This window comes from Aeromonas sp. R9-2 (assembly GCF_040908025.1).
In the GTDB taxonomy this organism is placed as follows: Bacteria; Pseudomonadota; Gammaproteobacteria; order Enterobacterales; family Aeromonadaceae; genus Aeromonas; species Aeromonas veronii.
Genome location: NZ_JBFOCX010000002.1, coordinates 92,697 through 114,606, shown reverse-complemented (window position 1 = coordinate 114,606; position 21,910 = coordinate 92,697). Strand labels below are relative to the sequence as shown.

Annotated in this window: 18 protein-coding genes; 7 read left to right on the top strand and 11 right to left on the bottom strand. The window is 61.5% G+C overall.

Annotated elements, in window-relative coordinates:
* Positions 1-9 precede the first annotated feature (9 nt).
* Positions 10-1,095: a hypothetical protein gene (locus AB5Y71_RS00740; protein WP_005333743.1), complete on the bottom strand. Its 1,086-nt coding sequence runs from the start codon at positions 1,093-1,095 to the stop codon at positions 10-12.
* A gap of 255 nt (positions 1,096-1,350) precedes the next feature.
* Between AB5Y71_RS00740 and AB5Y71_RS00735 the strand changes: the two genes are divergently transcribed.
* Entirely contained in the window at positions 1,351-3,606 is a 2,256-nt protein-coding gene (locus tag AB5Y71_RS00735) for an LTA synthase family protein (RefSeq protein WP_368170757.1), read from the top strand.
* A 64-nt stretch (positions 3,607-3,670) separates the two neighbouring features.
* On the opposite strand, the gene AB5Y71_RS00730 is transcribed toward AB5Y71_RS00735, so the two are convergent.
* Complete coding sequence (locus tag AB5Y71_RS00730; protein ID WP_368170756.1) at positions 3,671-4,687, bottom strand: S66 peptidase family protein; 1,017 nt, start codon at positions 4,685-4,687, stop codon at positions 3,671-3,673.
* A 264-nt stretch (positions 4,688-4,951) separates the two neighbouring features.
* Here AB5Y71_RS00730 and AB5Y71_RS00725 point away from each other — a divergent pair, with 264 nt between their 5' ends.
* The 5 genes from AB5Y71_RS00725 to cysG all read left to right on the top strand — a co-directional run bounded on the left by AB5Y71_RS00725 (position 4,952) and on the right by cysG (position 10,505).
* Complete coding sequence (locus tag AB5Y71_RS00725) at positions 4,952-5,794, top strand: patatin family protein (protein WP_005333746.1); 843 nt, start codon at positions 4,952-4,954, stop codon at positions 5,792-5,794.
* Positions 5,795-5,994: 200 nt separating this feature from the next.
* Entirely contained in the window at positions 5,995-7,053 is a 1,059-nt protein-coding gene (asrA, locus tag AB5Y71_RS00720; protein WP_139444257.1) for an anaerobic sulfite reductase subunit AsrA, read from the top strand.
* A 1-nt stretch (position 7,054) separates the two neighbouring features.
* Positions 7,055-7,894 carry an anaerobic sulfite reductase subunit AsrB gene (gene asrB, locus AB5Y71_RS00715; RefSeq protein WP_368170755.1) on the top strand — a complete coding sequence of 280 codons (840 nt, stop codon included), beginning with the start codon at positions 7,055-7,057 and terminating at the stop codon, positions 7,892-7,894.
* An 11-nt stretch (positions 7,895-7,905) separates the two neighbouring features.
* Positions 7,906-8,916 (top strand): sulfite reductase subunit C, encoded by a 1,011-nt coding sequence (gene asrC / locus AB5Y71_RS00710; RefSeq protein ID WP_368170754.1) that lies wholly within the window; start codon positions 7,906-7,908, stop codon positions 8,914-8,916.
* 197 nt (positions 8,917-9,113) lie between these two features.
* On the top strand, positions 9,114-10,505 hold the full coding sequence (cysG, locus tag AB5Y71_RS00705; RefSeq protein WP_368170753.1) for a siroheme synthase CysG: 1,392 nt from the start codon (positions 9,114-9,116) through the stop codon (positions 10,503-10,505).
* 99 nt (positions 10,506-10,604) lie between these two features.
* On the opposite strand, the gene AB5Y71_RS00700 is transcribed toward cysG, so the two are convergent.
* The 9 genes from AB5Y71_RS00700 to AB5Y71_RS00660 all read right to left on the bottom strand — a co-directional run bounded on the left by AB5Y71_RS00700 (position 10,605) and on the right by AB5Y71_RS00660 (position 20,875).
* Positions 10,605-11,207: a hypothetical protein gene (locus tag AB5Y71_RS00700; RefSeq protein WP_368170752.1), complete on the bottom strand. Its 603-nt coding sequence runs from the start codon at positions 11,205-11,207 to the stop codon at positions 10,605-10,607.
* A 250-nt stretch (positions 11,208-11,457) separates the two neighbouring features.
* On the bottom strand, positions 11,458-11,775 hold the full coding sequence (locus AB5Y71_RS00695; RefSeq protein WP_005352756.1) for a heavy metal-binding domain-containing protein: 318 nt from the start codon (positions 11,773-11,775) through the stop codon (positions 11,458-11,460).
* 162 nt (positions 11,776-11,937) lie between these two features.
* Positions 11,938-12,738, bottom strand: coding sequence for a cell division protein DedD (dedD, locus tag AB5Y71_RS00690; protein ID WP_040066443.1), 801 nt, complete (start codon positions 12,736-12,738; stop codon positions 11,938-11,940).
* A gap of 74 nt (positions 12,739-12,812) precedes the next feature.
* Positions 12,813-14,072: a bifunctional tetrahydrofolate synthase/dihydrofolate synthase gene (gene folC / locus AB5Y71_RS00685; RefSeq protein WP_368170751.1), complete on the bottom strand. Its 1,260-nt coding sequence runs from the start codon at positions 14,070-14,072 to the stop codon at positions 12,813-12,815.
* A gap of 2 nt (positions 14,073-14,074) precedes the next feature.
* Positions 14,075-14,938, bottom strand: a complete 864-nt coding sequence (gene accD, locus AB5Y71_RS00680; RefSeq protein ID WP_005333765.1) for an acetyl-CoA carboxylase, carboxyltransferase subunit beta — start codon at positions 14,936-14,938, stop codon at positions 14,075-14,077.
* A 119-nt stretch (positions 14,939-15,057) separates the two neighbouring features.
* On the bottom strand, positions 15,058-15,867 hold the full coding sequence (gene truA, locus AB5Y71_RS00675; RefSeq protein WP_368170750.1) for a tRNA pseudouridine(38-40) synthase TruA: 810 nt from the start codon (positions 15,865-15,867) through the stop codon (positions 15,058-15,060).
* A gap of 200 nt (positions 15,868-16,067) precedes the next feature.
* Complete coding sequence (locus AB5Y71_RS00670; protein ID WP_368170749.1) at positions 16,068-18,272, bottom strand: FimV/HubP family polar landmark protein; 2,205 nt, start codon at positions 18,270-18,272, stop codon at positions 16,068-16,070.
* A gap of 271 nt (positions 18,273-18,543) precedes the next feature.
* On the bottom strand, positions 18,544-19,560 hold the full coding sequence (locus AB5Y71_RS00665; protein ID WP_005344937.1) for an aspartate-semialdehyde dehydrogenase: 1,017 nt from the start codon (positions 19,558-19,560) through the stop codon (positions 18,544-18,546).
* Between the two features lie 154 nt (positions 19,561-19,714).
* On the bottom strand, positions 19,715-20,875 hold the full coding sequence (locus AB5Y71_RS00660) for a 4-phosphoerythronate dehydrogenase (RefSeq protein ID WP_368170748.1): 1,161 nt from the start codon (positions 20,873-20,875) through the stop codon (positions 19,715-19,717).
* 248 nt (positions 20,876-21,123) lie between these two features.
* On the opposite strand from AB5Y71_RS00660, the gene AB5Y71_RS00655 reads away from it, so the two are divergent.
* Positions 21,124-21,867 carry a phosphatase PAP2 family protein gene (locus AB5Y71_RS00655; RefSeq protein ID WP_368170747.1) on the top strand — a complete coding sequence of 248 codons (744 nt, stop codon included), beginning with the start codon at positions 21,124-21,126 and terminating at the stop codon, positions 21,865-21,867.
* The last annotated feature ends 43 nt before the right edge of the window (positions 21,868-21,910 follow it).

Here is a 21,910-nt window from a genome sequence, read left to right as displayed (position 1 = left end):
TGTGTTAGCTCAGGCAAGGCTGGTGGCTGGCAACTGACAGGCCACGGCTTCGCGGCGCAGCTGCTGCAAGCGGGCCAGCAGCCCGGTCTGGCCGAGCTCCGTCTCCTGAGGCGAGAGATTGTCCACCAGCAGCGGATAGTGATCCGTCACTGCCTGCATCAACCAGTCGAGGCGACGCAGGGTGAGCGGGCCGCAGCTCTGGCCGCTCAGATCATCGGCCACATCGAGCCGGTGGCTGCGATACATGTCCCGCCACCAGTTGGCGACCAGCGCCTCGTCGCTCGCCAGCGCGGCGCTCCACTCCCCTTGCAGGGCGTGCAGGCGGGCCAGCACGGGCGCGCTGGCCCCTTCGCGGATCAGGTGATGGATCTCCCGTTTCACCCATTTCAGGCAAAGCTCGCGCCAGTAGCGAAATTGCGGCAGAGGATCGGCCTCATCGAGCCAGAGTCCGGAGAGGGTGCGGGTCTCCAGTCGCTCCGGCACATGGAACTGCGGGTCGACCAGACCGTTGGAGTTGTATTCAAAGCGGGGATCGAAGGTCCACATATAGCCAAAGTCGAACACGCAGATCTGCTCGCCGTCATCGAGCAGGTTGCCCGGGCTCGGGTCCCAGTCAAACCAGCCCCAACGGGCCAGCTCACCCTGCACCTCCAGCATCTGGGCCAGATTGCGCTCGTTGAGCTGATGGACCGGCACACCCCGCAACCAGGGGGAGACCAGTACCCCGGCCCGCGCCGAGCCAAAGCTGGTGCAGACCACGTGGGAGAGGACGGTAGGGTGCAGCTCGCGCAGCGCCTCGATTTCGCGCCGCCGCTCCAGCTCGGTCAGAAAGGCAGTCTTGCCATCGAGGTTGGCCACCAGCGAATCCTGACGGCGCCGCTTGAGGCACCAGTGATGCCCCTCCACCTTGAGGTGAAACACCTCTGCGGTGAGACCGTGGCGGTATACCTTGACCACAGCCGGATGGCTATCCTTCAGCTTGACCAGTTGGGCCAGCGGTAACGGGCAGTCTCGCTCGCGTCCGATCCGGATCTCTTCCTTGCTCTCCAGCATGCGCAGCAATCTGGCCTGACGTGCCATCACTTTGGGATTCATACATGTACCTCCAGTCGCTATCGAGAGACTAAACAGCAGATCCCTCCCAAGCCAGTGGCAAAACCCCATGATGACGCTTTCATCACATATTCCGAACAACCCCTCGATCGGGATCACAATTTGCAAGGTTGAGCTGTAACCAAATATTCATTAAGTGGTCATTAAATTGACAAGCTGAAACAAGGCCCGCACCATCGGGTCAAACTCTATGCGGATGAACGATCTCTCCCTCACTCGCTCAAAGGATGAGCTTATATGAATCGCCCCTCCTCAGGCCGCCCCCGCGTCCTGAGTCTGCCCTCTCTGCTGCTTGCCCTGCTGGGCGGATTGCTGCTGCTGACCCTGTTGTTGCCGCTGATCAATCCCGGCAGTTGGCTGGGCCGTGCCCAGCCGCTGGTACTGGGCCCCGCCGACAATCCGCTGGCTACCCTCACCCGCCACGCCCTGCTCTATAAAAGCGACAGCCGCGGCCTCTATCTGGTGGTGCGCAGCCAATGGCAGTTGCGAGGGCCATTGCAAGCGGGGGACAAGGTGCGGGTGGAGCTGCTCAACGACAAGGGGGAGCGGATCGACCAGCTCAGTCAAGCGGTGGATAAGCGTCAGGTGTGCCGCAATAACCGCTGCACACTGGATCTCAACAGCACCCTGCGCGCCCCGGATGACGCGCTGGCCAGCCGCTATCAGCTGCGCATCGGTCTGCTGCTCAAAGATCGCCCCGAGAGCGGCGACTTCAGCCAGATCCTGCAAACCCTGCCGGAGCAAGGCTTCAACCTCACCTATCTGGTGGTGAGCCTGACGCTGGTGCTGGCCCTGAGCGCCGCCGTGCTCAAAACGGTGCTGCCAAAGCTGCGCCGCAGCCTGCGCTGGCGGATCATCGGCAGCCTGCTGCTCGGCAACCTCACCTTCGTGCTGCTGCACGGCTTCGTGGTGTTCAAGCTGGGGGAGTTTCTGCTCTGGTCAGGCTTTCGCCCAGAGCACTACTATCTGGCCTGGGGCAGCATGGTGCTGGGTTGGAGCCTCTGCGCGCTGGCGGGCTTCAACCTCTATATGGGACTGGTCTTTACCGCGCTTTCTGGCATAGGTCTGCTGGCCAACTTTATGAAGATCGCCATCTACGGCGTGCCGCTCGGCGGGGATGATTTTGGCAACCTGCTGGCGCTGCTGCGGATCCTGCTCGACCAGCACCCCATCCTGCCCATCTTCACCGTGTTGCTGGCACTGTTTCTCTGCTGGCGCTTTGCCCTGTCACGCTGGGTGTTGCGCACAGCCGCCGCCACCGTCGCCTTCTTTGCCCTGTGCGTCTTTGCCACCCAGACCGGCAACAAGCTGCTGGGGGCCAACATTCGCTACGTGGATCGCGCGGTCAACTACCACAGGGACATCATCCGCTCCGGCCCCGGCCTCTATCTGTTCAATCTGGTGGACGAGATGCTGCAAAGTGGCAGCGTGTTTCGCTACCCCTTGCAGATCAACGAGCTGGCCCCACAGCTGAGCTATCCGCCCCAGGGCATAGCGCCGCGCTGGGATCTGGTGATCGTGCTGCAATATGAGTCGCTCTGGCTCGACTGGAAGGGGCGGATCTGCGCCCCGGCTCCCACTCTCTCCCTGCCCGCCAGCGTGCAGCAGTGGCAAAAAACCATCCACTCCCCCACCACCGGCGGCATGACGGTGCTGGCGGAGTTCGAGATGAACACCGGCCTGCCGGTGGGCTTGCTCAAGCAGGGGGTGGTGCCCTACTACTACCTCTCACAGCAGGTGCCGGGGCTGGCCCAGAGCGCCAGACAGAGTGGCTACCAGACCCTGTTCGCTCACCCCTATGTGGAAAAATTCTGGGGCCGCGCCAAGGCGATCCCGGCGCTTGGCTATGAGGAGCGCTGGTTCGACACCCGCTTCACCACCCTTGAGCACAAGGGGCTCTATATCTCCGATGATGCGCTGATCGACCACCTGCTCAAGCGCAGCGAACAGGATGACAAACCGCTGTTTGCCTATGCGGTCACCATGCAGGGGCACGGCCCCTTCGATGGCCCCCGCTATCAGGGGCAGGAGCGCAGCGGCGCCTGCCCGAACCAGAGCGAGAGTGACACCCAGCTGCTCAACACCTATTACACAGGGGTGGTGGATGCCATGGCCTCGCTGGAGCGACTGCTCAAGACCCTAGACCAGTCGGACAAGCGCTATCTGGTGGTGGCCTTTGGCGATCACCAGCCGTTTTTGATGTCCGCCGGCAAGGGCATTCACGGTGACAAGCCGGCGCGCGATGCCACCTACCAGATCCCCATGATGGCCTTTGCCCGCGCAGATGATCCCCTCAATCTGGCGACCCAGTTTGCGCCGGTGCGCCAGCTCTACCAGATGGGTCAGGCCACCCGACAGCTGCTGGCGGGGGATATCACCCCCATCGAAGAGAAGCCCCTGCTCCATCCGGTGCTGGGCGAGGAGAAAGGGTTCGACCCTTCAAGCCTGGTGCCGCAGATCCGCGCCAGCTTCCGGCCCGATGCCCTACCCTGATCCCTCCCCACAAAAACAGACAAGGCCGCATCCGCGGCCTTGTTGTTGGACATTCATTTCGCCCTCATTCTGCTCGCCACCAGTGCTCCAGTAGCGTGAGCTGCTGATGGTCGAGATCGAGCGCCACCTCGATACCCAGCGGCAACGTCAGCATGGGGTGGGTATGGGCGCAGTCAAACTCCGCCAGAATGGGGAAGTTCGGCTCCCCCACCACCTCCAGCAGGATATCGAGGGGGCGCTTGCCGCTACCCTGATCGTTGAACAGCTCATGCTTGCCGAGGATAAGCGCGCCGATCCGATCAAACACCCCGCACAGCTTGAGATGGGCAAAAGATCGCTCCAGCGTCTCGGCTGATTTCAGGCTGTCCTCCAGCAGCAAAATGTCGCCGTGCTCGATGGGCGGCATATAGGGGGAACCCCAGATCCCCGCCATGGTGTTGAGGTTGCCGCCAATCAGCCGTCCCTCAACCCGGCCTGAGCCCACCGAGATCAGCCGATTGGGCTGGCACTGCTTGGCCCGGGTCTGGTTCTCCCAGTTCAGCCGCTCATCGCTCCACTTTACCGGGGTGGGCAACGTGCAGGGGACGCCAGCTTCGTCGGCCAACGCAATCTGTAAAAAACTGGCCAGCGTCTCATCCACCAGCGGCGGCAACTCGCCAAAGGAGGCCACCAGCGCCGGGCCATAAAAGGTAACCAGGCCAGTTTGAGCATGGATGCCGAGCAGCAGGGCCGTCACATCGGAGTAGCCGACGATGATCTTGGGGTCGCGCCTCAGCGCCTCAAAATCGAGGTAGGGCAGCAGGGAGTTGGAGTTGCTGCCGCCAATCACCGACATGATGCAGCGCACTTCTGGGTCGCGAATAAGGGCATTGAGCTCCTCGGCCCGCGCGGCGATGGAGCCGGAGCGCCAATAATCCTGCTGGCCGGTGAGGCTGCCCGCCTTGAGCCTAAAGCCCTGCCCCTCAAGAAAGGCTTTTGCGCGGGCAAAACGGTTGGGTGCCCAGGCGGTCGCCGCGCTGGAGGGGGAGAAAAAAGCGATGGTATCGCCACGTTGGAGCAGCGGGGGAACCAATAACGTCATGACACACTCATCCTTGCCAATATCCAGCCATCACAGAGTCGTTGAGACTCCTACACAACCCCTTTGATCACAACGGGTTTATCACTATCGTTTAGAAATACAAAACACTTGATTCATTATTAACAGATATTCTAAACACCATCCCCTTCCTAGAATGACCTCATTGCGATGGCCAACCCCGGTTGGTTGTCAGAATGGTCGGCCTGACAGCCCGAACGTTCTCTTTCCCACTTTTTTCTCTGACTTATCAATGAGGTGCCTGTCATGAACAAAAACGCATCCCCCAGCGCATTGGTTGTAGAAGGCGGTGCCATGCGCGGCATATTTGCCAGCGGCGTGCTGGATGCGTTTATCGAGCATGACTATCGCCCCTTTGACTTCGCCATCGGCGTCTCGGCGGGGGCCACCAACTTGCTGGCTTATCTCGCCAGCCAGCATGGCCGCAGCCACGAGATCCTGACCAAACTGGCGTGCAGCCAGCAGTTTATGGATCCCCTGCGCTTTGCCAAGGGGGGCAATCTGGTGGATATCCACTGGCTGTGGAACACCAGCTGCCGCAAGTATCCCCTCGACATTCACGCCTACCGGGAGACCGGCATCCCCTTCTATGCGGTGGTGACCAATACCCTGACCGGCAAGGCGGAGTACATCCGGGTCAAGCCGGAGAACATGAACGAGGTGCTGCCAGCCAGCTGCGCCATTCCCCTCGCCTCCCACGAATACCCGGAGGTGCACGGGGTACCGATGACAGATGGCGGAGTGGCCGACTCCATCCCGGTGATCGAGGCCTACCGTCGCGGTGCCCGTCACCTGACGGTGATCCTCTCCGAGCCCCTTGGCTACCGGCTCAAGCCGATGCCCTTCCCCTGGATGATCCGCACCCTGCTCAAGACCCGCCCCGCGCTGGCACAGGCGCTGGAGCAGCGGGATCGCAGCTACAACGAAGCGCTCGATTTTATCGCCAATCCGCCGGAGGACTGCCAGATCGAGGTGATCGCCCCGGCCGACTACTTCCCCGTCTCCCGTTTCACCCGCGATATCAACAAGCTGGAGATGGGATACGTGATGGGCAAGTGCGCAGGCTATCAGGCCGCCCTGCTCAATTGACAAGGGTTTTACAGGCATGACCCGACCTGCCGCGACGCTCGCGCCGCCAACACAATAACAATCGGGTCAGTTGAGCAACATGAGTCATAAAAACAGACCGTGGCGAGGCAAGCGCGGCCAGAACCGGTGCCAGACACTCTTAGCTGCTTGCGCCTCATCCCTATGCCAGGGCATCTCACCCTCATACAAGGTGTTTATTTATGTCGTTTCTTCTCACCCATCCCGCGCTGGCGCAGCTGTTCGAGCGGCTGCTGCCCGATTACCGGATCATGGCGCCCGCGGCCGAATATCGGGGCGGCCGCTTCTCCGACACCGACAACGTCACCTATCACAGCATCCGTCATCCGGCCGATCTGGTGTGGCAGGAGAAGTCCCACTTCTCCCCGAAAGAGGTGGTGCTCCCCATCACCCAGACCCTGTTCCACTTCGACAATCTGGAGCTGCGCGAATCAAAGGTGGAGGCCAAGCCCACCCTGCTGTTCTTGCGCAGCTGCGATATCCACGCCCTGCGCAGGCTGGATCAGGTCTATCTCAAAAACGGCCAGAACAGCGACGTCTACTACGCCCGGCTGCGCAGCAAGCTCAAGCTGGTGCTGCTGGAGTGCCGCGAGAGCTTCGAGAACTGCTTCTGCGTCTCCATGGGCAGCAACGAGACCCGGGACTACGCCGCCGCCATTCGTCTGAGCGATGAGGGTGCCCGTATTGAGGTAAAGGATCCCGAGCTGCTCGGCTACTTTGCCGAACTGGGTGAATCCGATGACTTCACCCCGGAGTTTGTCCAGAGCAACCCGGTCAAGGTACGCACCCCGGACAGCGTCTGTGACGACCCCCAGCGGATCCGCCAAATCCTCACCGCTCATCCGGTCTGGGCCGAGTACGACAGCCGCTGCATCGGCTGCGGCCGCTGTACCACCTCCTGCCCGACCTGCAGCTGCTACAGCGTGCACGACCTCACTTATGCCGAGAACCCCAAGCAGGGTGAGCGCCGTCGCCAGTGGGCCAGCTGTATGGTGGATGGCTTCAGCGACATGGCCGGTGGCCACGGTTTTCGCGCCAAGCATGGCGAGCGCCTGCGTTATCGCGCCCTGCACAAGGTCAACGACTACAAGGCCCGTCAGGGGGAGGAGCACATGTGCGTCGGCTGCGGCCGCTGCGACGATCGCTGCCCTCACTACATCTCCTTTAGCAACATCATCAACAAGATGACCGATGTGGTCGAACAGACCATCGCAGCCGACAACGCGCAGGGGGCGAACTGATATGTGCCAGTGCCAGCAAACCGCAACAGCAGAACCGCAGCAGGGCGTGGTCGAAAACCGCCTGCTGCCCAAGGCCTACACCATTCTGGCCATCGAGCGCCACACCGAGCTTGAGTGGAACTTTCGGGTCTCCCGCGACTTTGATGTCCACTACGGTCAGTTTGTGGAGATCTCCCTGCCCACCGTCGGCGAAGCGCCCATCTCGGTCTCCGACTATGGCGATAGCTATGTGGATCTGTTGATCCGCAAGGTCGGCAAGGTGACCGATGCGCTGTTTGCCCTCGATGTGGGCGACAAGGTGTGGATGCGCGGCGTCCACGGCAACGGCTATCCGCTGGAGACCTACCGCAACCAGCACCTCATCGTGGTGGCGGGCGGCACCGGCGTCGCGCCGGTCAAGGGGCTGCTGCGCCGCTTCAGCAAACATCCGGAAGAGGTGAAGTCCCTCGACATGATCCTCGGCTTCAAGAACGAGCAGGCGGTGCTCTATCGCCACGAGATGCCGCTCTGGGCCGAGCAGCAGAACCTCATCGTCACCCTGGACGAGGGCAAGGAGAGCGAGCAGTTTCGCATCGGCCGGGTCACCGACTACATCGACCAGCTGGATCTCGCTGACAAGGAGGATATCCAGGTGATCGTGGTCGGCCCCCCCATCATGATCCGCTTCGTGGTGCTCGCCTTCCTCGAACGGGGCATCCCCAAGGATCGCATCTGGGTCGACTACGAACGCCGCATGGCCTGCGCCGTGGGCAAGTGTGGCCACTGCCGGATGGGCGACACCTATATCTGCGTGGATGGACCGGTCTTTCGTTTTGACCAGGCCCAGCATCTGATCGACTGAGGGAGAACACCATGAGTCTCGATATCGACATCATCAAGGCCCGCGCCAAGAACGAATACCGCCTCTCCAAGGTGCGCGGCGAAGCGATGATCAGAGTACGCATTCCCGGCGGGATCATGCCCGCCCACCTGCTGGCAGTGGCCCAGCAGATCGCCGAACAGTACGGCAACGGCCTGATCCACCTCACCACCCGCCAGAAGCTGGCGATGCCCGGTATCAAGTATCAGGACATGGACAAGGTCAACGCCGCCCTCGAGCCCTTTATCAAGGAGATCGAGGTGGAGACCTGCGGCATCGAGGTAGAGGACACCACAGCCGGTTACCAGACCATCGGCGGGCGCAACATCGTCGCCTGTCAGGGCAACACCATCTGCCAGAAGGGCAATATCGACTGCTCCGGGCTGGCTCAGCGGATGGAGAAACACCTCTACCCCAACCCCTATCACCTCAAGATGGTGATCGCCGGCTGCCCCAACGACTGCGCCAAGGCCAACATGGCCGACTTCGGTATCCTCGGCATCGCCAAGATCCACTTCAATGCCGAGCGCTGCATCGGCTGCGGCGCCTGCGTCAAGGCATGCAGCCACCACGCGGTGGATTGCCTCGCCATCAAGCATGGCAAGGCGGTCAAGGAGGAGAGCAAGTGCATCGGCTGTGGCGAGTGCGTGCTGGCCTGCCCGACCCTGGCCTGGCAGCGGGATCCCAAGCAGCTCTACATGGTCAAGCTGGGGGGACGCACCAGCAAGAAGACCCCTCGTACCGGCAAGCTGTTCCTCAACTGGGTCACCGAAGAGGTGCTGCACGCGGTGATCAAGAACCTGTTCGAGTTCGAGGCCGAGATGCTGGATGGCAAACCCATCTACCTGCACATGGGTCACCTTATCGACCGGGCCGGTTATCACAAGTTCAAGGAGCGGGTGCTGCGCGGCGTCACCCTCAATCCGGAAGCCATGGTCGCTGACCGCATCTTCTGGGCCGAAGATCAGTACGTCGCCAACATGCACGTCAAAGCGGTGCAATAGGAAAAACCTCGTTTGGGGAAGCGTGATCAAGTGGCCGACACCGGTGGGGATCTGTCGTTGGCCCGGGCGTAGATCACCCTTCCCCTTTTTTATTCCCGTCGGGGGATCTTTCCCCCGACCATCCGGGGTGCGCCACAGCGCACCCTGCTATCTCGCCCGGCGCGGCATTGCGAGCGGGCCAGTATCCGGAGCCTGTTATGGACTTTCTCCCTCTCTTCTGTCAGCTGCAAAACAAGCCGGTCCTGATCGTCGGCGGTGGTGAGGTGGCAGTGCGCAAGGCGCGCCTGCTGCTCGATACCAAGGCGAAGATCACCATCAATGCCCCGCATCTGGAACCCCAGCTGATGAGCTGGGCCGAGCAGGGTCGCCTGACCGTCTGCGCCGCCAGCTTTCATCCCGAACTGCTCGATGGCAAGTGGCTGGTGATCGCCGCCACCAACCAGCAAGAGGTCAACCAGCAGGTCTTTCATGAGGCGAACCTGCGCCAGATCTTCTGCAATGTGGTGGACTCTCCGGCCCACTGCAGCGCCATCATGCCCGCCATCATCGACCGCTCGCCGCTGATGGTGGCCATCTCCAGCGCAGGCGCGGCGCCGGTACTGAGCCGCCAGCTGCGGGAAAAACTTGAAGCGTTGCTGCCGCAACACCTCGGCCAGCTCGCGGCGCTGGCGGGCAAGCTGCGCGAGCGGGTCAAACTCATTCCGGACAAGCTGGCCCGCCGCCGCTTTTGGGAGCGGCTCTTTAGCCATGAGCGACTGGCATGCCAGCTGGCGCGCGGCCAACAGCAGGCTGCCGAGCAGAGCGTCGCCGAGCTGCTCGATGAGCAACCACAGAGCAAGGGGAGCGTGACCCTGGTGGGCGCCGGCCCAGGCGATGCGGGGCTGCTTACCCTAAGCGGTCTGCAGCAGTTGCAGCAGGCGGATGTGGTGGTCTATGACCGGCTGGTCTCGCAGGAGGTGTTGGCGCTTGTTCGCCGGGATGCCGAGCGGATCTTTGTTGGCAAGGAGGCGGGCCGCCACTGTGTGCCCCAGCAGGCGATCAACCAGCTGTTGCTGGAGCAGGCTCGCCTCGGCAAACAGGTGGTGCGGCTCAAGGGGGGCGATCCCTTTATCTTTGGCCGGGGTGGCGAGGAGCTGGAAACCCTGGCCGAGGCGGGCATCCCCTTCTCGGTGGTACCGGGCATTACGGCAGCCTCAGGCTGCGCTGCCTACAGCGGCATTCCCCTCACCCACCGCGATCACGCCCAGCGGGTGCAGTTCATCACCGGCCACGACAAGGAGGGCAATATCGCCCAGGAGTGGTCGGCGCTGGCGGCCCCACGCCAGACCCTGGTGTTCTACATGGGGCTGGCCCACGCCGCCCGCATTCAGGATGCGCTGCAAACCCACGGCATGCCCGGCCACACCCCGGTGGCGCTGGTGGAGCAAGGCACCCAGCTCAGCCAGCGGGTGGTGCGCGGCGAGCTGCAGCAGTTGGCCGAACTGGCCCGTCAGGTGAAGAGCCCGAGTCTCATCATCATCGGCTCGGTAGTCACTCTGGCCGACAAACTGGACTGGTATGGGGAAGCCAACGCCATCCACGGCATCTAACCCCGCACGGCTATCATCCAATAGAGACAACAAAACAGAGAGCGGCCATGCCGCTCTCTGTTTTTTGCATCAATGACAAGCCGTGGCACGGCGCGTCTGTTACTCGAGCAGGATGGGGCCGGTATTCTGAACATCGCTGTCATTCCAGTCGCTCTCATCGCGAATGCGCGGATCCCCCTGCAAGGTATAGAGGATGGTGCCCTGACGAAACTGCAGCGCGCCATCGGCCCGTTTCGCCTTCACCTTGACTCCGTTGACCCACACCTGCTCCTTGCCATCCACCTGAATATTGGCCACCGTGGCGCCTGTCTCGCGGTTCTTGGCGATCCACTTGCCCTGATAGGGCGAATCTCCCTTGGCCATCGGCAGTGCGGCTGCCTTGCCCGCCGACCAGGCGTGCACGGTGCAAAAGCCATGAGCTCGGCGATCATGTTTGATGACGTAATCCAGGGTGGGTTCGCTGGCGGGCAGATCGAAGGTGATCCCGATGACCACCTTGCCGTTTGTGGCCGAATAGGCGGCGGGCGCCAGCGTTTTCAGGGTCGCCTTCTTGCCATTGATAAAGACGTTGCCCCCTTGCGACTTGACCCGAATATCGGTGGGACAAGTGGCGCTGAAGTTGGGCAGCGCCGCGAGGGCACTGCCGGCATGGGCGGTCATGGCCAACATGACAAGGGTCAGCAGAGCAGGTTTTTGATTCATAGTGATACGCCTTCAAAAGAAGAGAACCTCGTCCGTGAGCGGTGTCGTTCCTGATGGCGGCACTCTAGCTTGACCCTCTCGGGCTACCCAGTTAAAAAAATAAAACCGGTCAGTGGAATTATTAATAAATATAAATATTTAAAATCAATGAGTTGAGAAAAAACCTTACAAACAACACGTATCTGCCAAGCAATAAAAAAGCCGATAACCCGGTTATCGGCTCATTGCCCATTCAGAGGCGGGTGCCCGATCAGACCACCACGGCGGTGCCACTGATGCTGACCATCAGCATGCTGCCGTTTTGCCCCACCACTTCGTAGTCGATATCGATGCCGACCACCGCATTGGCGCCAAGGGCCGCTGCGCGCTCTTTCAGCTCATCGAAGGCGATCTCGCGGGCACGGGCCAGCTCTTTTTCATAAGCGCCGGAGCGGCCGCCGATGATGTCGCGGATCCCGGCGAAGAGATCCTTGAAAATGTTGGCGCCGAGAATGGCTTCGCCAACCACGATGCCGCGGTATTCACGAATGGCTTTGCCTTCCAGCGTGGGGGTCGTCGAGAGGATCATCTTGAACTCCTGTGAGTAGCAGAAGGGCTCAGACTACCCCAACTGCCCGAAAATCCCAACCGGGTGGTGGTCTGTACGATGCCGTCCTTAAAAATCACGACAGCCAGATAAATAAACACCGCGCACGGGGCGCGGTGTTTGTTTCAGAGGGCCATTACACCGTTACGGGTTGTAAGAGACTACCGAGCCACTGAGGCCGGTCATCTGGGAGATCCTCCCCTGCATCCCCTGCAGTTTGGCCTTGGAGACATCCGGCCCGATAAAGACCCGGTTGAGCTGACCCTGCACCGGTGTGCGCGGCGAGGTGTGGGCAGAGTAGCCCGCCGCCCGCAGCTTGCTCACCAGCGCGTTGACGCTGTCGACGTTCTTGAAGGCGCCAAGCTGGAGGATCCAGCTACCCTGTGCCGGTGCCGCAGCAGGCGCGGGAGTGGTCGGCTGGGTCATTTTGCTTTCAATCAGATCGTCGAGGGACTTGATCTGACCCGCCTGCGGCTTGGTCGGTGCGGGCGCCTTGGCCACTTCAACCGGTTTGGCTGGCGTCGGCTTGGGTGCTGGCTTTGGCGGTTCGACCGGCTTTTTGGCCACCACTTCCGGCTTGGGCTGTGGCTTGGGCTGGGCATTCTGTTGCGGCTGGACCGGCGCCGGTGCGGCAGGGGTTGTCGCCGGCTGCGCACCGTTGCCCTGACCGGCGAGAGTCATGGGGTCAGCCACCTCTTCCACTTGCCACTGCTGTGCCGCAGAGGCCTGTTGCTGGCTGGCCAGATGATCGGCGGGCAGGCTGCTGGCTGCCGAGACCTGCAGCGCAGGCTTGGCAGGCTCCAGCTCGGGGCGCAGCGGGATCTTGGCAAAGGCCTCCTCCTTTTGTGCCAGCTTGTGACCATCCAGCAAGTCCGGCAGGAAAATAACAACCAGGGCCACCAGGATGACGGTGCCCACCAGACGGTTTTGAAACTTCGAGGCCAAGTTGAATCCTACCTTTACGTAACTCAATATGCGATTTGGCTCCCCGCCCGAGGGCCGGGGAGCCGGGGTGTGGCCTAGACGGCGACACCCGCCAGAATGTCGGCGACAGTGTAAAACGAACCAAACACAATGACCATATCGTCCGGACTCGATGCGGCCAACGCTGCCTGATAAGCGGCGCTGACATCATCAAACTCCCTGGCAGGCCCCTTGCCCTCTCCCAACGCCGCAGCCAGTTGCGCAGAGGTGGCGGCGCGCGGGCCGGTGAGGCTGGCCAGATACCACTCGCCAATCAAGCCATCGAGTTCGGCAAGGGAGCCCGCCATGTCCTTGTCTTTGAGCATGCCGACCACGGCGCGGCGTACACCCGAGCAGGGCATCTTGCGCAATTGCGCGGCCAGATAGGCCGCCGAATGGGGGTTGTGGGCTACATCGACGATCACCAGCGGCGCACTTTGCAACTGCTGCATCCGGCCAGCCAGCCGGGCATTGGCAAGCCCGTCACGAATGGCGGACTCCGGCAGCGGCAAGCCGAGGGATTCCAGCGCCGCCAGCACGGTCACCGCGTTCATCAGTGGCAACGCCGGTTTTGGCAGATCCCGCCACTGGTTCAGGCCGTGATAATCCCAACCGCTCTCGTGCTCATCGCCACGAAAATCGATACCGACCTGACGCAGGTTGGCGCCAAGACGTTGGGCTTCGCTGGCAATAGTCGCGGGCGGATTAGGCTCACCGCTGATGGCGGGCTTGCCAGCGCGATAGACCCCAGCCTTCTCCACCGCCACCGCTTCGCGGGTATCCCCCAGCCAGTCGCAGTGATCGAGGGCAATGGAGGTGATCATGGCAACATCGGACTCCACTACATTGGTGGCGTCGAGCCGACCGCCCAGTCCCACTTCCAGCAGCAGCACATCGGGCGCGGCGCGGCAGAAGAGCCACAAACCGGCCAGGGTGGCGAACTCGAAGAAGGTAAGGGCAATCTCGCCACGCGCCGCTTCCACTTCGGCAAAAGCGGCGCAGTGATCGCTGTCGGGCAGCTCTTGCCCGTTGACCCGCACCCGCTCGGTAAAGCGCAGCAGATGGGGCGAGGAGTAGACGCCGACCTTATAGCCTGCGGCCATCAGAATGCTGGCCGCCATGGCACAGCTGGAGCCCTTGCCGTTGGTGCCCGCCACCGTGATCACCTTGAACGGCAGCTGGGTAAGCCCCATACACCGGGCGACAGCACCGACCCGATCCAGCCCCATGTCGATATTGACCGGATGGATCTGCTCCAAATAAGAAAGCCAGTCGACAAGCGACCGGCTTTGGGATTGTTGCATGTTTGAACTCATCTTCACTCTTCGATGACGTGAGTATTCAGCATTTTGGCGAGCAGGCTGGCCAGACGGTTACGCATTTCGCGGCGATCGATGATGATATCGATGGCACCCTTTTCCAGCAGGAACTCGGAGCGCTGGAAGCCTTCCGGCAGCTTCTCGCGCACGGTCTGCTCGATAACACGCGGACCTGCAAAGCCGATCAGCGCCTTGGGCTCGCCCACGTTGATGTCACCCAGCATCGCCAGACTGGCAGAGACGCCACCCATGGTGGGGTCGGTCAGCACGGAGATATAGGGCAGGCCCGCCTTGGTGAGTCGGTCCAGCGCTGCACTGGTCTTGGCCATCTGCATCAGGGAGAACAGCGCTTCCTGCATGCGAGCACCACCAGAGGCGGAGAAGCAGACCAGACCGCGGCCTTCCTTGATGCACTCCTCGACGGCGCGCACGAAGCGGGCACCGACCACGGAGGCCATGGAGCCCCCCATGAAGGAGAATTCGAACGAACAGGCGACAACCGGTACCCCTTTGAGGGTCCCTTTCATCACCACCAGCGCATCTTTCTCCGCAGTCTCTTTCTGAGCGGCAGACAAACGATCCTTGTAGCGCTTGGAATCCTTGAATTTCAGTACATCCTGCGGCTCCAGCTCGGCACCGATCTCGGTACGACCCTGCTCATCGAGGAAGCTCTCGAGACGGGCGCGGGCGCTGATGCGCATATGATGATCACACTTGGGGCACACTTCGAGGTTGCGCTCCAACTCTGCCCGGTAGAGCACCTGTTCACAAGCACTGCACTTGGTCCACACCCCTTCCGGAATGTTGTGACGACGAGGCGCAGTGATCTTGCTCTTGGGAAGAATCTTCTCAAGCCAGCTCATGGAATTCCTTAATGCTTTTGTGCCTGACAAAACGCATCGAGCCTAGATTGTTCAATGACTTAATAGCTCGATGGCAACAAATGACGGGTCATTAAACCACAATTTTTCGGGCGCAGTTACTAAAAACTGGTCGTACCCGGTGCCGAGTCCGGCAGCCACAGCGGGCCGAGCGGCAACTGCGGCAGAGCAAACTCGGCCGGGTAATCCACATCGACCAGATAGAGGCCACCGGCCTTGGCGGTCGGCCCGGCCAGATTGCGATCCTTGGCAGCCAGCACCTCGGCAATCCACTCCACCGGTTTGAGCCCCTGCCCCACCAGCAGCAGGGAGCCTGTGATGTTGCGCACCATATGGTGCAGGAAGGCGTTGGCCTTGATGTCGAGCACGATGTAGGGGCCGGAGCGGCTGACACACAGATGGGTCACATTGCGCCACGGGGTGTTGGATTGGCAGGCGACGGCACGGAAGGTGCTGAAGTCGTGCTCCCCCAGCAGGCTCTGGCCCGCCTGGTGCATCAACTCCGCATCGACGGTCTCGTGGTAGTGGCTGACGCCACTGCCGAGGATCGCCGGCCGGTAGTTGTGGTTGTAGATGACATAGCGGTAGCGACGGGCGGTGGCGCTGAAGCGGGCGTGGAAGCTCTCGTCCACCTGCTTGACCCAGCGCACGGCGATATCCGGCGGCAGGTTGGAATTAAGCCCCAGGGTCCAAGCCCCTTCGGCACGGTTCGCCTCGGTATCGAAGTGGATCACCTGACCGGTCGCATGGACACCGGCATCGGTGCGTCCGGCACACTGGATGGAGACAGGGTGGTTGGCAATCCGGCTCAGCGCCGTCTCCAGTTCAGCCTGCACGCTGATCACTTCACGCTGACGCTGCCAGCCGAAATACCGGCTGCCGTCATATTCAATACCTAGGGCAATTCGCATGGATAAACTTGTCTTGTTGTGAAAACGCAGTGAAAGAAACGGGGCGGATTATACGCGCTCAGCCCGAAAAGTCCCACCACGCACGCAATTGGCCCAGATTGAGAGCCTGCGCGGCCATGCTCACCCCATCGCAACTCGCCAAAAGAAGAGGGCAGCCTGCTGGCTGCCCCCGTTTTGCTGATCCCGTGATGGGAAATCCTTTAGCCCAACCGCTTGAGCAACTTCTCGGCTTCAGCGCGCTGGTGATCGCTGCCCTGCTCCGCCGCCTCTTGCAGCAGCTCGCGGGCGCTATCCTTGTCGTCAATCTCGAGGTAGGCACGGGCCAGATCTAGCTTGGCACCCACACCGCCGTCGTCGGCATCCACATCAAATCCGGTGGATTCCGGCAGCACCTCGGGAAAGCCATCGAGCCCCACATCCAGCGAGAAGCCCTGATACGGCTCCTGCTCCGGCGCGGTGGCATCCGCTTCAGCCAGCAGCTTGTCGATCTCGACGTAGCCGCTCTCTTGCGCCTGCTCACGGGGTTGAACATCTGCCGGATGAGATTCCACCTCAGCGAACGCATCTTCGAAATCGGAGAGCGCCAGCTCGTTGGGATCCCACTCCAGCTCCAGCTCAGCTTCCTTCGCCTTGACAGGCTCAAGACCGAGCTCGGCCAGCATGGCATCCGCACTCTCGTCGGTGTCCTCTGCGGCACTGAGATCAATGGCGTTGTCATCTTTCCCTGTGGCGGGCTCGTCGAGGGCACTGTCGAAATCACCGAGATCGAAGCTGGCCAAATCGTCGTCAGCGGCACCGACTTCGTCGATGGAGCTCAAATCGGGCTCGAGGTCGGCTGAGAGATCCGCATCCAGCTCGGCAAACAGGGCTGCCTGCAGCTCCTCTTCGCTCATGATCTCGTCAGCGGCCTTGGGCTTGGGATTGAACTCGCTGGCCAGATCCATGGCGGGCTCGTTGGCCAGCGCAATGGGCTCATCCAGCGAGAGATCGAGATCCGGCACAAGATCCGGGTCACGACTGGCTGGCTGGGCCGCCATCCGCTCGGGCTCAAAACCCTGCAGCTCCATCTCGCCCTCGTCGCTGAACACCAGATCGACATCCGGCTTGGCGGCCGGCTCGTCAGGCTCCATCGGCATAAAGCCATCCGGGGTGTTGAGATCCGGCACCGGGCGCACCGGCTCGTTGTCGGTCACATCGACGCTCAGCAGATCATCAAACTCGCTCTGCTCCTGATCCATCATCATGGCGGTGGATTCGGAGAGGCTCTTCTCCTGCTCTTCCAGTTCGCGGCGGGCACGGGCACGCAGCCACAGGGTCACCAGCGCCAATACTAGCAGCACCGGCAGCAGGATGATCATGGCGAGGTTGAGCGGTGAGGAGAGCAGGTCCATCAACCAGTTTTTCTCAGGCTCAGGCTCGGCTGCCACCGGCGGGACCGGTTGGGCCTTGAGCTCGGCAATCTCTTTTTGCAGCGCCGTCTGATCCTGCAACTGGGCCTTGAGGGTCTCCACCTCTTCGGTCAGGGATTGCAGACGCAGCTTGAGCCTGTGGTTCATCTCGGTCACCTGGCCGAGCTGGGCATTGGCATCTTCCAGTGCCAGCGCCATCTCGGTGGCCGGTTTGCCCACCGGTTTATCCAGATCGGAAGGCAGAGGCGCCGGTGTGGAGCCTTCTGCAGCGCTAGGAGCAGGTGCTACCGCCTCTTTCGGCGCAGGCTCGCTCACCTTGGCCACTTCTTTGGTTTCAGCCGCCGGTTGCGGTGCCACCACCGGGGCGGGAATGGGGGCGGCTTTCGCCACTGGCAGCGGCGCAGGCGCAGCCTTCACCGGCTCGCTCTTGGCGGCTTCAACCTTCGCGGGTTTGGCGGCAGCCGGTTTGGCGGTATGGGCCTGCTTGTCAGCCAGATATTTGGGGCTTAACCCCTTCCAGCTGGCGTTGTCGCTGCGGAACTTGGCGCGGGCCTCGGCATCAGTGATGACGCTCGCCTCGGCCGTGGTCGGCAGCAGAATGCGGGAACCCACCAGAATGTGGTTGATATTGCCATCGGCAAAACTGCGGGGGTTTTTCTCGTAAATCGCCACCATGGTCTGGTAGACGCTGACCCGATTGGAGGGGCGATATTTGCTCGCCAGACTCCAGAGGGTATCGGTCGGACGAACAGGGCCATAGCTACCGGCATTAGCAGTGACCTGACGCACCACCGGCTGGGCGGTTGTACGCACCGGTTGCGCGACGGGTCTGGCGACCGGCTGCGCCAGCGGCTGGGAATTGACGGCGGGAGGTGCGGGTTCGTCAGGGCCTTTTAGCTCGACAAAAAAAGGCTCCCGCGCCGAGTCTTCAGCCTGGACGGTGCCCAGCAGACCCAATGCGAGTAGCGTTGCCAATGTTATGCGGGAATGTCCCATATTCGTTCCTTCGTATGACGGCCCTATCACATTGAAAAATCTGGATAGTTACCCCAAAACAGTCGGTTCAATATAAATCAGGCTCGCCTGGCAAGCCAGCAGTCCGACACATTTAGCACCCAACTTGACCCTGAGTGTAGGAAAAAACTTAATCAGTTGATATCGCAACAGAATCTTGAAGTGACGGAGTGCGGCATGGGTCACACCCCGGTTTGATCACAGGCCGGATGCGCAGCACTCCCTGCTGCGCATCGGTGGCATCTGACCAGCCTTACAGATAGTCGCGAACCAGCAGCTCGGCAATCTGTACACTGTTGGTTGCCGCGCCCTTACGAACGTTATCGGCCACGATCCACATATTGATACCACTTGGATGAGAAATATCCTGGCGCACCCGACCCACCAGCACCTCATCCTTGCCGGTTGCGTCACGCACCGGGGTCGGATAGTCCCCTTCGTCATCAAACAGGGTCACACCCGGCGCATTGCGCAGCAGGTCCTTGACCTGTTCGGCATCGAGCGGCTGGTGCAGTTCGACGTGTACCGCCTCGGCGTGGCCGTAGAAGACCGGCACCCGCACGCAGGTGGGGTTCACGGCAATGCTGGCATCCCCCAGGATCTTCTGGGTTTCCCATACCATCTTCATCTCTTCACGGGTGTAGCCGTTGTCAGTGAAGCTGTCGATCTGCGGGATCAGGTTAAAGGCGATCTGTTGCGGATAGAGGGTCGGTTCCACCGGACGACCGTTGAGCAGATGAGCGGTCTGACCCGCCAACTCGCTGACCCCCTCTTTGCCGGAGCCTGACACGGATTGATAGGTGGCCACGTTGATGCGGGCAATGCCCACTTCGTCGTGCAGCGGCTTCAGGGCCACCAGCATCTGGATAGTGGAGCAGTTGGGGTTAGCGATGATGTTGCGATTGCGAAAATCGGCCAGCGCATCCGGGTTCACTTCCGGGATCACCAGCGGGATATCTTCGTCGTAACGGAAGCAGGAGGTGTTGTCGATGACGATGCAGCCGTGTTCGGCAGCAATCGGCGCCCACTTGGCAGAGACCTCGGCACCGGCAGAGAAGAGTGCGATCTGCACCTGGCTCCAGTCAAACTCCTCCACATCGAGGATCTCGAGGTTCTTGCCGCCAAAGCGCACGGTATCACCGGCGCTGCGGCTGGAAGCCAGCGGATAGAGGGTCGCAACCGGAAATTCGCGCTCTTCCAGGATCTCGATCATCGCCTGACCCACGGCGCCGCTGGCACCCAATACCGCTACGTTAAACTGCTGGCTCATTCTGTTCTCCTCTGATAATGCTGCAATGGCGCCGGATGGCGCCATGGTCGGCAGGCTCCCGCACGGCGAGATGACGCTGCCTGATATGGCTGAGACGGCGCAGTAGCGACTGCGCCAGCTCAGTAAAAAAGGGGTTCGAGGTAGCCAGTACGGCTCATCCCTTCCGGTTATCTTCCAACAATTTGCCCCCGATTCTGGGGCGTGACAGCGCAAATCCCAGCTCGCCCAGCGCCTGGTCGGCAAACGCCCCCTCAACCTGCAGGGAGGATAGTTCACGGCGCTCGGGATAGTGTTTGCGCTGCTCGTCAAAGCTGCCGGACAAGCCGAGTCGGGCCCGGAAACGGGCATCATCGCGGCGCACGTCATAGACCAGATGCACCAGCTGCTTGATCAGCGCCTGCTCCGGTGCGCGGCCCGGCACCACCGCCTGCACATCGGGGGCTGGCAGGAGCTTACTCAAATCCTGACGAGGCTGGCGTCCCAGCTGCTGGCAGAGCGCCTGGTAGAGCATCCAGGTACCGCGCGCCTTCCCCTCCAGGCTGTAACCGGCGATATGGGGGGTGGCAATCTCGGTATGGGGCACCAGCGCTGCCAGTGGCTCGGGCTCGTTCTCCCACACATCCATCACCAGTCGCAATGGCTCATCGCTCAGCTGACGTGCCAGCAGGGCCCGGTTATCCCACACCTCGCCACGGGATGCGTTGATCAGGATCTGCCCGGCAGGACGCGCGGCAATCTGTTCGGCATCGAGCAGATGGTAGGTGGCATCCTGCCCTTCGCGGGTAATGGGCACATGGAAGCTGACGATATCGGCGCCAAGAGCGGTCTGATAATCGACAAAGCCCGCATCGGGGGTATTACGCGCCTTGGGTGGATCGCAGCGCAGTACCCGCATGCCGAGCGCTTGGGCCTTGCCAGCCACACACTCGCCGGTATTGCCCGCGCCAATCACCGCCAACGTCATGGCCGAGAGGTCGAGTTCATAGCGCTCCGCCAGCACCAGCAGGGCTGAGAGCACATAATCCCCCACCGAATACTTGTTGCAACCGGGGGCGCTGAAGAAGGGAATATTGCGGCTTGCCAGCAGGGCCTTGTCCACATGGTCGGTGCCTATGGTGGCGGTGCCGACAAACCCGAGTTTGGGGCTGGTCGCCAGCAAATCGCCGTTGACGCGGGTGACCGAACGCACCAGCAGCACATCGGCATCCAGCAGATCGCGGGCCTGCATCTGCCGTCCGGGCAAGGCGACCACCTCGCCAAATTCGGCAAACAGCTCCACGGCATGGGGCATATTCTCATCAACGACTATCTTCATCGGGCTCTCTTTGGTCACAACCGCCACGGGGGCGCCATTCTAGCGCAAAGCTGCCCGAGATTTCAGCCTGTGATGCAATCCGGCGCGAAACGGGACCACATTGTGCGGCAGCCGTTCCATCCGCCCACTCAAACAGAGAATGTGGCCACAAATGTGTAAGCAGAGGTAACAAACCGACTGCTCGGCTTTGTCCGGGCGTGTCACGGTGGCACAATGCCCCTCTTTTTTCGCGATCGCCCATATCCACCATGCCGCCACACGCTTCGTCGCTCCCAACGTCAACCGCCTCACTCACCCGCAGCCAGGTGCTTGGCTTCACTACCCTGTTGATCCTGCCCCTGTTACTGCTCGCCACCCTGCCCTGGCAGCCTTTTTTGACCGGCTCCCTGCAATCAGGCTGGTTATGGTGGTCATACGCCCTCACCCGCATGGTCGATCTTCCCGGGATCGGGGTCAGTGGCGCCCTCTTGCTGTTGCTGACCCGCTACAAACTCAAACTGGAGCTGGCTCCCTTCATTGCGCTGGGATGCGCGCTGGCAGCCCTGCTCGCCAGCGACTGGGTGATGAAAAGCCTTATCAAGCACCTGACCGAAGAGCCCAGACCCTATCTGCTCTGGCTTGAGAGTCAGTCGCTGATCCCGGCCATCAAGCACTTCTACGCCAGTAGCGTCGATGTGCGCAGCGAACAGGTTCACGCCGCCAGCCAGCTGCTGGCCCTGCCAGAGTGGCTCGGCCACCACTGGCAGGACGAGGTGAACTACGCCTTCCCCTCTGGCCACAGCATCGCCGCCATCAGCCTGGCCCAGTTCTTTGGTCTGATCTGGCTGGCCCGCGCTCCCACGGGCGTCTGGCTGCTACCGTTGTGGGCGCTGGGGATTGGTCTGTCACGCATGGTGATGGGAATGCACTGGCCGGTGGATGTGCTGGCCAGCGCCCTGCTGGGTACACTCACGGCGCTGATTGCCGCCCGCTGGTGGCTGCACAGATATTGAATCCGGCGCCATCTTGGCGCGGCATCCTGCGTGGGATGGGAGG

Excerpts from the sequence above, each read along its gene's own strand:
- truA (WP_368170750.1), bottom strand. The coding sequence starts at position 15,867 with ATGCGAATTGCCCTAGGTATTGAATATGACGGCAGCCGGTATTTCGGC.
- asrC (WP_368170754.1), top strand. The coding sequence starts at position 7,906 with ATGAGTCTCGATATCGACATCATCAAGGCCCGCGCCAAGAACGAATAC.
- AB5Y71_RS00660 (WP_368170748.1), bottom strand. The coding sequence starts at position 20,875 with ATGAAGATAGTCGTTGATGAGAATATGCCCCATGCCGTGGAGCTGTTT.
- AB5Y71_RS00655 (WP_368170747.1), top strand. The coding sequence starts at position 21,124 with ATGCCGCCACACGCTTCGTCGCTCCCAACGTCAACCGCCTCACTCACC.
- asrA (WP_139444257.1), top strand. The coding sequence starts at position 5,995 with ATGTCGTTTCTTCTCACCCATCCCGCGCTGGCGCAGCTGTTCGAGCGG.
- accD (WP_005333765.1), bottom strand. The coding sequence starts at position 14,938 with ATGAGCTGGCTTGAGAAGATTCTTCCCAAGAGCAAGATCACTGCGCCT.
- AB5Y71_RS00740 (WP_005333743.1), bottom strand. The coding sequence starts at position 1,095 with ATGAATCCCAAAGTGATGGCACGTCAGGCCAGATTGCTGCGCATGCTG.
- AB5Y71_RS00665 (WP_005344937.1), bottom strand. The coding sequence starts at position 19,560 with ATGAGCCAGCAGTTTAACGTAGCGGTATTGGGTGCCAGCGGCGCCGTG.
- AB5Y71_RS00730 (WP_368170756.1), bottom strand. The coding sequence starts at position 4,687 with ATGACGTTATTGGTTCCCCCGCTGCTCCAACGTGGCGATACCATCGCT.
- AB5Y71_RS00725 (WP_005333746.1), top strand. The coding sequence starts at position 4,952 with ATGAACAAAAACGCATCCCCCAGCGCATTGGTTGTAGAAGGCGGTGCC.
- cysG (WP_368170753.1), top strand. The coding sequence starts at position 9,114 with ATGGACTTTCTCCCTCTCTTCTGTCAGCTGCAAAACAAGCCGGTCCTG.
- folC (WP_368170751.1), bottom strand. The coding sequence starts at position 14,072 with ATGAGTTCAAACATGCAACAATCCCAAAGCCGGTCGCTTGTCGACTGG.
- AB5Y71_RS00695 (WP_005352756.1), bottom strand. The coding sequence starts at position 11,775 with ATGATCCTCTCGACGACCCCCACGCTGGAAGGCAAAGCCATTCGTGAA.
- AB5Y71_RS00670 (WP_368170749.1), bottom strand. The coding sequence starts at position 18,272 with ATGGGACATTCCCGCATAACATTGGCAACGCTACTCGCATTGGGTCTG.
- AB5Y71_RS00735 (WP_368170757.1), top strand. The coding sequence starts at position 1,351 with ATGAATCGCCCCTCCTCAGGCCGCCCCCGCGTCCTGAGTCTGCCCTCT.
- AB5Y71_RS00700 (WP_368170752.1), bottom strand. The coding sequence starts at position 11,207 with ATGAATCAAAAACCTGCTCTGCTGACCCTTGTCATGTTGGCCATGACC.
- asrB (WP_368170755.1), top strand. The coding sequence starts at position 7,055 with ATGTGCCAGTGCCAGCAAACCGCAACAGCAGAACCGCAGCAGGGCGTG.